We start from the raw sequence: 12,116 nt of genomic DNA on the forward strand, positions 1-12,116 counted from the left end.
CGCTGGGGCTGCGCATGGGTGACGTGCGCGGCTTCATGCGACACGGCCGGGAGCTGCCGACGCGGCGTCCGGTGCCGGTGCGCCTGCGCGACTGGCGCGAGGTGTACGAGCCCTTCGCCGATGCAGACCTGCAGACCCAGGCGAGCCGCTGCATGGACTGCGGCGTTCCCTTTTGCAACTCCGGCTGCCCGCTCGGCAACCTCATTCCCGACTGGAACGATCTCGTGTACCGCAATCGCTGGCGCGAGGCCATCGAGCGACTGCACGCGACCAACAATTTCCCCGAATTCACCGGCCGGCTGTGCCCCGCGCCGTGCGAGGGCGCCTGCGTGCTGGGCATCAACTCCGACCCGGTCACCATCAAGCAGGTTGAGGTCGCGATCATCGACAAGGCATTCGAGATGGGCTGGGTCCGCCCGGAGCTGCCCGCCCTGCGCACCGGTCGCAGCGTGGCAGTGGTGGGTTCTGGGCCCGCCGGGCTGGCAGCAGCACAGCAGCTGACCCGCGCCGGTCACGACGTGACGGTGTTCGAGCGTGCCGACCGGCTCGGCGGCCTGCTGCGTTACGGCATCCCCGAGTTCAAGATGGAGAAGCGGCACATCGAGCGACGGCTCGACCTGATGAGCGCCGAAGGAACGACGTTCCGCACCGGGGTGGACGTCGGCACGGACCTCCCGGCCGCGCAGCTGCAGGCCGACTTCGACGCGCTGGTGCTGGCCGGCGGTGCCACCGCGTGGCGCGATCTGCCGGTCGCGGGCCGAGAGCTCGACGGCATCCACCAGGCAATGGAGTACCTGCCTTGGGCCAATCGGGCCCAGGAGGGAGACCTCGACCCAGGCGACGTGCCGATCACTGCCCAGGGCAAGCGGGTGGTGATCATCGGCGGGGGCGACACCGGCGCCGACTGCCTCGGCACGGCGCATCGTCAAGGCGCTGCCTCTGTACACCAGTTCGAGATCTTGGCGAGGCCGCCCGACGAGCGACCCTCGGCCAACCCATGGCCCACCTATCCGATGGTCTACCGAGTCTCCTCCGCTCACGAGGAAGGCGGCGAGCGCGTGTACTCGGTGAACACCGAGGAGTTCCTGAGTGACGGCGCGGGCGCGGTGCGGGCCTTGCGGGCGCACGAGGTGGTGCTGCGCGACGGCCGGTTCACCAAGGTGGAGGGAACCGACTTCGAGCTCGACTGCGAGCTGGTGCTGCTGGCGATGGGCTTCGTCGGGCCCCAGCAGCACGGCCTGCTTGCCGAGCTCGGCGTGGAGACCGATGCACGGTCCAACGTGCTGCGCGACGACGACTACCGCACCAGCGTCGAGGGCGTGTGGGTGTGCGGCGACATGGGCCGCGGCCAGAGCCTCATCGTGTGGGCGATCGCCGAGGGCCGAGCATGCGCAGCGGCCGTGGACGAAGCGCTGATGGGCCGCACCGACCTGCCCCGGCCCATACCGCCGACGGCTCGGCCGCTCGGCTGACCGACCGCACAGCGGCGATGCGCAACGACGCCGCTCGACATCGCGTTCACCTTGTGCTGCGGTCCCCCAGACAAGCAGCTGTTCGGCCAGACTGTCCACCGTGAACGCAAGCACGTACGCAGTGGACGGCGAGCGCCTGTGGAGGACGCTGGCTGAGTTGGCCGAGATCGGCGCGACGCCGGCCGGGGGTGTGGCCCGAGTCGCGCTCACCGACGAGGACCGGGCGGGACGCGACCAGTTCGTTGCCTGGGCTCGCGAGCTGCGCTGCACCGTTCATGTGGACCAGATGGGCAACCTGTTCGCGCGCCGCGACGGCAGCGATCCGCAGCGTTTGCCGGTGGTGGTCGGCAGTCATCTGGACAGCCAGCCCACCGGCGGCCGATACGACGGCGCCTACGGCGTGATGGTCGGACTCGAAGTGCTGCGCGTGCTGCACGACCACGACGTGCGCACTGCTGCCCCGGTCGAAGTCGTGTCGTGGACGAATGAGGAAGGCGCCCGTTTCCCGCCCGCGATGATCGGCTCAGGCGTGTACGCGGGAGCGTTCAGCTTGGTGGAAGGCCTCGCCGCCCCTGGCATCGACGGCACCACGCTGGGCGCCGAGCTGGAGCGCATCGGCTACGCGGGCGAGGTGCCGTGCGGTGTGCCCGCGGGTGTGTCAGCGGGTATGTCCGACGGCGCGCCCCAGGGTGCGCCGGACGGGTCTGGACGCCGCCCGATCGGCTGCTACATCGAGCCGCACATCGAGCAAGGCCCGATTTTGGAAGCTGCCGGAGTGGCGCTGGGAACGGTCACCGGAGTGCAGGGCATCCGCTGGTATGACGTGACGATCAACGGGCAGTCAGCACACGCGGGCAGCACGCCGATGGAGCACCGCAGCGATGCGATGCTGGCCGCGGCACGGCTGGTGTGCGAAGTCGACGAGATCGCCGCTCGCCGAGCGCCGGAAGGACGCGCCACGGTCGGCACGCTGAACGTCGGCCCCGGTTCTCGCAACACGGTCGCCTGCTCGGTAACGCTGACCGTCGATCTGCGTCATCCAGATGCCGACGAGCTGTCAGCGATGCACGAAGAGCTGCTGGCCGCCGCGCAGGGGCCGTTGTTCGGACCACAGTCCAGTGGCGGCCCCAGCAACGACGAGGCGAGCGGCGCCGGAGACCTGCGTGGCCGTTCGCTCCCCCGTCCGCAGATCACGCCGATCTGGTACTCCCCTCCGATCGTGTTCGATCCGGTCGTGGTCGAGGCAGTGCGCGCCGGCGCTGCGGCTGCCGGTTTCGAGGCCATGGACATCACTTCGGGGGCAGGCCACGATGCCTGCTACGTGTCGAGGGTGGCGCCGGCGGGGATGCTGTTCATTCCCTGCGCCGACGGTCTGTCCCACAACGAGGCAGAATCGATCTTGCCGGAACACGCCACCGCAGGCGCTCAGGCCACGCTGCACGCCGTGCTGGCGCTGGCAAGCTGAGTCGCAGCTACGCGCGGGGCGCGACTGCTGGCTGCGTCGCGTCCGGGCGGGACGAGAGCAAGAGCTCTTGGCAGTCTCGCGTCCGGGCGGAGCGTGATCAGGGGCCTCCGTGCCGCGCTGAGCGTGGCCGTGACAATGGCGCGTCCGGGCGGGGTGTGGGCAGGGGCCTCCGTGCTCAAACAGCTGCGACGCATCTGCTGAACGCGCGGGGTGCGTGGCGTCGCAGAACTGCGCGCGGAGGCCCCTGCCCACACCCCGCCCTCGCCGATGAGATCACTCGCCCCAGACAACGGGTGCTGCTCGGTCGTTCACCGTTTCCCTGCCCACACGCCGCCCTCACCGGTGACATCACTCGGCCCGCACAGCGGTTACCGGTCGGTCCTTAGCCGCTCCGCTGCCCATGCACCGCTGTGGCTGACATGGCCGCCGGCTCCGTGCTACAGATGCTGCTCGGTCGTTCACCGTTTCCCTAGCAACATTCCGCCCTCGCCAGCGAGATCACTCGCCTCCAAACAACTGGCGCCGGTCGGCTGTTCGCTGCTTGAGTGCATTCTTTCCGCTATGGCTGGTGTGACCGTTCGCCCTAGGCGGTCGGGCTGTGTCTCGCGCCCATCGTGCTGCTCGCCGAAGCCGGTCCCATCGCGCTCCGCGTGCGGTGGGCTTGCTGCGGCGGCGGTGTGAGCTTGCTGGCGGTGCTGGGGGGTGTCATGGGGTGGTCCACCAGAAGACGCGGCGTATCGGGGACCAGCGTTTGCAGGTGTCCGAATAGGCGACGACGCTTGCCCGCAGCCGGTAGCCGGCGCCTGCTGCGTGACCGGTGAGCGTGACCGTGCGGGAGAGGGCGGGGCCGGCGGACTCGAAGCTGCCCGCGCCGACGCGTTCGCCGGTGGTCACATTGTGGACTGCGTACGCGTAGCGGACGGTCTTCACCCAATGCGGCACACCCGGACGGGTGTACGCGCAACGCACATCACGCTGCACATCCGGCGTGGCAGCGGGTTTCGTCCAGGTGACCGTCACCCGACCCGGCTTGCCGGTGTCCACTTTCAGTTCCTGCACCGGCATCGGGCTCATCAACGGACGCCTCGGCGGAACCGGCGGCCTGCCCGCCGCGGCGACAGCGAACGTGCGCGTCACCGCAGGCGAGAAGCTCCAGCACACAGCGCTGTACGCCAGCACTTCTGCGGTGTAGCCCACCCCGGGGGTGAGGCCGGTCACCAGCCAGCTCGTGGTGCCCGACAGCACCAGCGACTCCGCCACCACACGCCCCACACCCGACCCGCCGCGAGACCGTTCGCGGACACGCACCAGATACCCCGACGCCTCACAAGCACCGCCGCCCGGCGCCGACCACGACACCAACAGCACACCGCCGCCCGACTCGACGCGCACCCCTGACGGCTGCCACGGCCTCCCAGACACCACCACACCACCAGCACCACCCGAACCGCCGGAGCCGCCGCCCCCACCGCCGCCGGAGCCGCCCCCGCCGCCGGAGCCGCCACCCGACGAAGACCGCGGCGCCGTCGTCGTCGTGCTGGTCGTCGCAGCAGTCGTCGAAGTCGGCGATGTCGTAGTGGTCGTCGTAGTCGTAGTCGTCGGCGCCGTAGTGGTCGTCGTGGTCGTCGTAGTCGTGGTGGTCGTCGTGGTCGTGGTGGTCGTAGTCGTGGTGGTGGTTGTAGTGGTCGTTGTGGTGGCACCGACAGTATGCGACGCCCAGTCCGACACCGGCCCCCAGCCGGACGGATTACGAGCCCGAATCTGCAACCTCCACCTGCCATCAGTAATCCCCGACACCGGACCGAACGCCAACGACGTCGTCGAACTGCCCGAACTCGGCACATTCCTCCACGTCGAACGCGTCTCATCCGGATACTCCCACCGATACGCCCACCGAGTGATCGTCACGTCATTCGGATTCGTCCGCGACGCATCAAACGTGTTCGTGCTGCCACGCCGACTGAACGACAACCCCGACGGCTTCGCAGGCACCCCCGCCGCCGTCGTCGTCGTGGTCGTGGTGCTGGTTGTCGTTGTCGTAGAAGTAGTCGTCGTAGTCGTAGTCGTGGTTGTTGTTGTCGATGTGCTCGTCGTCGTCGTTGATGTTGTGGTCGTCGTGGTGGCAGTTCCCGCGTTCGTGCCGTCGTTGTCGATGATCTCCAACGGCACAACACCATATGCCGAAGTGCCGCCGATAGTGGCGTCGGCGAACAGGTACGCGACCTCTCTGCGGGCTTCCTGCGTCGTGTCCCCCCTGACGCCGATCACCAGACTGCCCTGGATCTCCCCCTCATTCACCGTCACGATGTCGCCGTTAAGGAGGCACAGATCAGCAGTCGCAGGAGTCGGATGAGTACACGCATTGCTGCTCGGCCCGGAACTGCCGGTGACGGTGTTCTCCGTGATAGTGCCGGTGCCCACCGTATCGACGGCGACTTCCACACCGCCCTGCGGCGCCGCAGTCGGAAGCGTGAACGACACCGTCACGTTCTTGTGGCCCGAGTCGCCCTCCACGATCTGCACAGGATCAACCTGCATCGAAATCACGCTGGCCGAGGTGCCAGCGGTCTCGGACACCGCAGCCGACGCCGTACCCGCACCGGCCGAGTTCACCGCCCGAACCCTCAATTCAATCGTCCCGCTCCCCGACACCTCCAACGACGTCGTCGACGCACCCGAACCGGTCACGTCAAGCCACGACGTGCCGCTGCTCCCTAACGCATACTGGTACTTCGTGATCGTCGAATCATCCGGATCCAGCCAAAACACCCTCACCCCGCCAACCGTCGGCACGATCTCCACCGCCGACGGCGCCGCAGGCACCGACGAACCCTGACCCCCCACCGACGACGGCACCAACACCACACCCGCCGCAAAAACAACTGCCCCCAGCAGCCCCCAAACCCGCGCCGCGCCACCCGACACAGTCAGCACGCGCAGACCCCCCCCCCCGGGAACGACGCACCACACGCGCTACGCGACCAAGACTCGACATCATCAAACTCCCAACCTCACAAGACGACTTCAGAGTGGCACATCAAGCGACAAACTGTCCGTAACAGCCCCGTCATCTGCCGTCTCTCATCTGCGATCCCGCATCAGTCGCCCCAGTCGCGTCGTCCCTCATCGGACACACGCGAACGCGCCAACAACCCAGCCGAGCCGGCAGGCAAGACAGAGCACTCAACACGCCGCACCTACGATACACCCCAACAACCAACCAGCTGGGCCTTGTCCGGACAGGCTGCGGGCCGGGGCCTGCGTGGCGCACTGCATGTGGCCGTGGCAACGTCGCGTCCGAGCGGGGTGTGGGCAGGGGCCTCCGTGCCCGAACAGCTGCGAGCGCGACTGCGGGTTGTGTCTTGTCCGGGCGGAGCGTGGGCAGGGGCCTCCGTGCTCAAACAGCTGCGACGCATCTGCTGGGCGCGCGGGGTGCGTGGCGTCGCAGAACTGCGCGCGGAGGCCCCTGCCCACACCCCGCCCTGGTTGGTGAGATGATTCGCCGCCTGCTCGTTGGGGGCTCGCGGCGGTGACAGCATCAGCCTGTCGAGCTGTCCAACAGCCGGCTGCGGCTGGCGCGGGGCGCGCTCGGCCGGCGCTGCTCGTGGGGTGGGGTTATGGGGTGGTCCACCAGGCGGTGCGGCGGATGGGTGACCAGCGGTTGCAGGACTCGGAGTAGGCCACGACGCTGACTCTCAGCCGATACCCCGCCCCTGCTGCGTGACCGGTGAGCGTCACGGTGCGTGTGAGGGTGGGGCTGTTGGACTCGAAGCTGCCTGCCGCGACGCGTTCGCCGGTGGTCATGTTGTACACCTCATAGGCGTAGCGGACGCGTTTCGCGAAATGCGGCTCCCCCGGACGGGTGTACGCGCAGCGAGAGTCGCGTCGCGCGTCGCTGATCGCGGCCGGCTTGGCCCAGGTGAGGGTGACGCGGTCGCGTCTGGACGTGTCCACGCTCAGGTCCCGCACCGGCGTCGGCGCCGCCAACGGCCGCTTGGGCGGATCGGGCGGGTCGCCTGTGGCGGTGACGGTGAACGTGCGCGCGGCGGGCGGGGAGAAGCTCCAGCACGCTGCGCTGTAGGCGTGCACCTCCACCGTGTACCCGACGCCGGGCGTCAGACCGGTGACCAGCCAGCTCGTGACGCCTGAGAGCACCAGCGACTCCGCCACCACACGCCCCCCGCTGTCGCGGATGCGCACCAGATACCCCGACGCCCCGCAAGCGCCGCCGGCGGGCGCAGACCACGACACCAGCAGCACGCCGCCCCCCGACACAGTGCGCACCCCCGACGGCGCCCACGGACTCCCCGACACCGACACACCACCAGAACCGCCCGACCCACCCGAGCCTCCGCCAGAACCGCCGCCCGAGCCTCCGCCCCCGCCGCCAGAACCGCCTCCGCCTCCGGAGGGGACCCTCGGCGCCGTCGTAGCAGTCGCAGCAGTCGTCGTCGTAGCACCAGCCGTCGTGGTCGTCGCAGCAGTGGTGGTCGTTGTCGTGGCAGCAGTAGTCGTGGTGGTGGTGGTTGTTGTGGCGCCGCCGGCGTACGACGCCCAGTCCGAGATCGGCCCCAGGCCGTTGCTGTTGCGTGCCCGTATCCGCACCTGCCAACCCGAAGGCTGACCGCCCGAAGGCGCATAACCGAACGACGTCGTCGACGAATTCGAGCTCAACACATTCGCCCACGGCGACTGCGTCCCGCCAGGAGTCTGCGTCTGATACCTGTACACCGTGATGGTCGCGTCATTCGGATTCGACCACGACACCGTAAACCGCTCCGCGAACGAATCCCACGACATCGACAACCCCGACGGCTTCGCCGGCACCCCCGCCGCAACCGTCGTCGACACAGAAGTCGTGGACGTCGAGGTGGACGTGCTGCTGGTGGCGGACGTGGTGGTGGTGGCGCCGATCTCGCCTATGCGGACGCTGGCCCAGTCCGACGCGGCGCCCTCGCCGTTCGCGTTGAGGGCCTGCACACGCGCCCTCCAGGTCCCGTCGCCGATGCCCCCGCTCGGAGTGAACGCCACCGTAGTCGTCTCCGCGTCCGAGCCCGACACCGTGAACCACCCCAACTCCGTCCCGTCCGGTTTCCGATACCTGTACCGCCAGCTCGTGATCGACGAATCACCCGGATCGGACCACGACAGATCGAACGTGTTCGTCCCCGCACGCCGCTCCAAGGTCACCCCCGACGGCTTCGGCGGCAACCTGTCCGACCGGTCCCCGCCCGAGCTGCCCTCGTCGTCGTCCACGATCGCGAACGCCGCCACCCCCAGCACCGAGGTGTCCCCGTCCGAATAGCCCGCCCGCAGGTACACCGACTCGTGCCTGTCCTCGTCGACCTCGTCGCCCAGCACCCCCAACACCAACGACCCCTGCGTCTCCCCCGGGGCGATGCTGATCGTGTCCCCGTTCGGCCAGCAGTAATCCGCACCCGACGACGGCGAACTGCACGACGTCGACGAATCGTAATTCGAGTTCACCGTCGCCGTCTGACCCGACACCGCCCTCACCCTCACCGACCGGCCCCCCACCGGCGCAACAGCAGGCAACGTCACCGACAGGGTCACATTCGTCGTCCCCGAATCGCCCTCCGTCACCAACACCGGACTCGCACGCGCCACGATCACATTCGCGGACGTCCCCGGCGCGTCGCTCTGCGGATCCGACTCCTCGCCGTTCCCCGCAGCGTTCACCGCCCGAATCTTCACCCAACTCGCCGCAGACGCCGGCGCAGTGAACGACACCGTCGACGCACCCGAACCCGCCATGTCCACCCACCCCGTCGCATCCCTCGCCGCCTGACGCGAACCCTGCGTCACCACATACTGATACTTCTCAATCGACGAATCACCAGGATCCACCCACAACAACCGCAACCCACCCACACCCCGCACAGCCACAAACCCCACCGGCTTCGCCGGCGTAGCCGGAGCGTTCGCACCATCATCATCAGTGATCAACAACCGCGCATAACCGATTCGAGTGTTGGATTCAATGGAAGTGGTCACCGCGAGATACATGTACTCGGTCGCGGCCTCCTCGGTCGTGTCCCCCAACACCCCCATCGTCAGCGTCGCCGACGTGCCACCCCCCGGTATCGTCACCTGACGGCCGTTCGGCCAGCAAATGTCAGCGGTCGCAGGAATCTTCAACGTCGTGCAGCTCGTCGCCCCAATCTGGTTCGAGTTGTACGTCCCGAACGAAGGATCACTGATGCCGATGGCCGGTTGCTCGATCGTCATGACCTGACCGCCCTGCGGCGCCGGAGACGACAACGACACCGTCAACCTCACAGTCTTGTGACCCGAGTTGCCCTCAGTCACCGTCGTCGGCGACACCGACAGCGACGGCGCAGTCGGCTGAACCACGGACGAGTCGTACACATCAGACGCCGCGCCGTTGCCCGCAGCGTTCACCGCCCGAATCTTCACATAATAGTCCGCATTCGTCGCCAACGACGAAATACTGAACGACGTCGACGACGCATCCGTGCCGCTCATGTCCACCCAACTCGTCGACGACCCAACAGCTGCTTCATCAGTCCCAGCCACATACTCATAATGCGTAATCGTCGTATCCCCCGGATCACTCCACCACAACTGCAACCCGCCCGCCACACCAAAAACAACAAAACCCTTCGGCTTCGCAGGCGCCGTGCCTTGGCCCCCAACACCCGACGACGACACCAACACCACCGAGGCCGCCAACACCACTATCCCAGCCAACCCCCAACCGCCGCGTCGCCAGCCGCCCACGACCGCACGGCGCCTACCGACCACGCCCTGACCCCCCCCCGAAGGCGGCCCATCGAGTTCGCAGTGCGGCCATCACCTAACGTTGACCCAGCTCCCATCGACCCAGCTCCCATCCCAGCTCCCTTCACGTGGTGTGCCAGCTGCTGCCCGGCACTGGCGGATCGTAGCCGAAGCTTCCCAAGCACAGGCAGAACTCTAGCTTGGACGTCCGCAGCGATGCTGCGTCTAGGCGCAGCGTGAGCGGGCGCTTGCGACACACAACTTGCGACACACAAGGTGACCGACGCCGTGGCGATCGCGTCCGGTCGGAGCGTGGGCGGGGGCCTCCGTGCTCAAACAGTTGCGACGCATTTGCTGAACGCTCGGGGTTTCCGGCGTCGCAAAACTGCGCGCGGAGGCCCCCGCCCACGCTCCGCCCTCTTCGCTGAGACCGCCGGACCGGCAGGCACCGCGGACTGCCGTCGCGCGGAGCCAGTCGGCGAACCAGACCGGAGCGGCGGCTAGGAGCGGCGGCTGGGACCGGCGGCAAGATGGCTTGTGTCCACCGTCCGTCAGGCCAAGTCTCGCAGCGAGAGGCACTTCAGGACCGCTCGAGCAGATTGCTCCATCGCGGTCCAAGCCGGCTGGTCGGCGACTTCGCCCCGCCAGCCCATCTGTGCCAGACGATGCGTGAGGCGCACATCTCCGACACCGACGTCGGCCCGTGCGATCCAGCCGGTGGCGGCCTGGGCGTTGCGCACCGCGGAGCGTCGAGTCTGGGTCCAGGCGAGCGGGTCCGCCTCCGGCAGCGGGTCGGCGGGAACGGCGACGATCATGGAGCGGGCGGTGTCACGCCAGCTGCGGGCGATCTCGACCGGCACCGAGGCCGGCCACACCCTCAGCAGCAGGTGCTCGACGCTGCGGTCGTCGGGGGACGCCCCTTGGACCACGCTGATGTCGACGTTGCTCAGCGCTGCCGCGGCCGCAGTGGTGGCCCAAACGTCGGGGCGGGGCGGCGCCATGCGCTCCCGCAGCTCAGCCAGCGACGCGGCGGCCTCCGGCCCGGTCATCCACGACATGAAGTCGCTGCGGGCGCGCGCCCGAAACATCTCCAGCCCGAACGTGTCGGCCCACCACTGCACCGGGCGCAGCAGGTGTGCCATGCGGGGGTCGAACTCCTCCCAGCGGCGGGCGTGCTCTTCCGACCGGAAGAGGTTCATGCCCGCTCAGCGGAACGGGCGGGTAGCGGCGTCGCCGCCGACCACGCTGCGGGTGTAGCCGACCATCGTGGGCGGCTCGACCTGCAGCAGCTCCTCGTCGCGCATCACGATCCGCAGCGGCTCGTCGCCGAGCAGGCACGGCGCATCCACCGTCACGGTTCGTCCCGGGAACAGCCAGCGGCACGCCAGCGCCTCGAAGCCGCACTGGGCGAACCAGCGCTGGCCGCCGGTGAGCTTGCTTTCGCTCTGGCTGGCAGTCTTGCTGTCGGCCTGGCTGTCGGTCTGGCTGGCGGCCTGGCTGGCGGTCTTGTGACCGAGTTGGCCGCCGGTCTCGCCGTTGGCTTCGGCGCCAGCCTCGTCTTGGGTCACAGCCTCGGCTTGGGCCTCACCTGCGGTCTCGTCTTCGGTCTCGCCTTGGACCTCGTCGGCGACGCTGACTCGGTACTGAGTGGGCTGATTGTTGAACGGCGGGAACGACGCGATGTAGTCGGTGCCCGGGTGCAGCCAGCCCGGCGTGAGGTCCATGATGCGAGCGACGACTGCCTTGGCACGCAGCGGGGGGATGCCGAGCGTGCGAGCCAGCTCCGCATAGTGAGGCGCAACGCCGGTGGCCACGATCTGTCCCATGATCGCGGCGTACGCCGCGTCGAGTTCGGGAAGCGGAAGCTGGGCTGGGTCTGTTGGTTCGGCGGTGTCGGCTGGTTCGGCGGTGTCGGCTGCCATGCCGCGACCCTAGATGTTGTCCGCGCCGGGATGCACCGGCTGGCCGGGGCTCGTGCCAGCGGAGGCCTGTGCTAGCTGGTTCCTGTTGCAAGCTGGCGCCTGTTCGGAATTGGCGGTCAGGTGCTGCGCCCGAGCTGGTAACCGCTGCTGCGCCCGAAGTGGAGACCGCGCCCGACTGCGCCAGCCGGGGCACGTGCCAGCCAGAGCCGGTGAGGACTCGGCCCGCGTGTGCCGATGCCATCCCTGGGCGGCTGGCCAGCCAGAGTCCATGAGGACTCAGCACTCGATGGCCCAGCCAGATACAGCGCCCCAGATGCTGCGCCCGAGCTGGTGACCGCTGCTGCGCCCGAAGTGGAGACCGCGCCCGACTGCGCCAGCCGGGGCGCGTGCCAGCCAGAGCCCATGAGGACTCGGCCCGCGTGTGCCGATGCCATCCCTGGGCGGCTGGCCAGCCGGAGCCCATGAGGACTTGGCACTCAGCGGCCCAGCCAGATG

General features: G+C 68.6%; 7 protein-coding genes. 3 read left to right on the forward strand and 4 right to left on the reverse strand.

Annotated features, from left to right (window positions below; translation table 11 throughout):
* Positions 1–14 precede the first annotated feature (14 nt).
* Positions 15–1,472 (forward strand): glutamate synthase subunit beta, encoded by a 1,458-nt coding sequence (locus tag ACOGI4_RS10365; RefSeq protein ID WP_419841593.1) that lies wholly within the window; start codon positions 15–17, stop codon positions 1,470–1,472.
* Between the two features lie 100 nt (positions 1,473–1,572).
* Complete coding sequence (locus ACOGI4_RS10370) at positions 1,573–2,937, forward strand: Zn-dependent hydrolase (RefSeq protein WP_419841594.1); 1,365 nt, start codon at positions 1,573–1,575, stop codon at positions 2,935–2,937.
* A 705-nt stretch (positions 2,938–3,642) separates the two neighbouring features.
* On the opposite strand, the gene ACOGI4_RS10375 is transcribed toward ACOGI4_RS10370, so the two are convergent.
* A complete protein-coding gene (locus tag ACOGI4_RS10375; protein ID WP_419841595.1) occupies positions 3,643–5,475 on the reverse strand; it encodes a fibronectin type III domain-containing protein in 1,833 nt (610 codons plus the stop codon).
* Between the two features lie 19 nt (positions 5,476–5,494).
* On the opposite strand from ACOGI4_RS10375, the gene ACOGI4_RS10380 reads away from it, so the two are divergent.
* Positions 5,495–5,773, forward strand: a complete 279-nt coding sequence (locus ACOGI4_RS10380; protein WP_419841596.1) for a hypothetical protein — start codon at positions 5,495–5,497, stop codon at positions 5,771–5,773.
* 779 nt (positions 5,774–6,552) lie between these two features.
* Here ACOGI4_RS10380 and ACOGI4_RS10385 read toward each other — a convergent pair.
* From ACOGI4_RS10385 to merB, 3 genes are all read right to left on the reverse strand, one after another.
* The gene (locus ACOGI4_RS10385) at positions 6,553–9,657 is read right to left on the reverse strand and encodes a fibronectin type III domain-containing protein (RefSeq protein WP_419841597.1); all 3,105 of its coding nucleotides are present in this window, start codon (positions 9,655–9,657) and stop codon (positions 6,553–6,555) included.
* 593 nt (positions 9,658–10,250) lie between these two features.
* The gene (locus tag ACOGI4_RS10390) at positions 10,251–10,898 is read right to left on the reverse strand and encodes a hypothetical protein (protein ID WP_419841598.1); all 648 of its coding nucleotides are present in this window, start codon (positions 10,896–10,898) and stop codon (positions 10,251–10,253) included.
* Positions 10,899–10,904: 6 nt separating this feature from the next.
* Positions 10,905–11,621: an organomercurial lyase gene (gene merB / locus ACOGI4_RS10395; protein WP_419841599.1), complete on the reverse strand. Its 717-nt coding sequence runs from the start codon at positions 11,619–11,621 to the stop codon at positions 10,905–10,907.
* Between the last annotated feature and the right edge of the window lie 495 nt (positions 11,622–12,116).

Source organism: Candidatus Poriferisodalis sp. (assembly GCF_965205175.1).
Lineage (GTDB): Bacteria > Actinomycetota > Acidimicrobiia > Acidimicrobiales > Poriferisodalaceae > Poriferisodalis.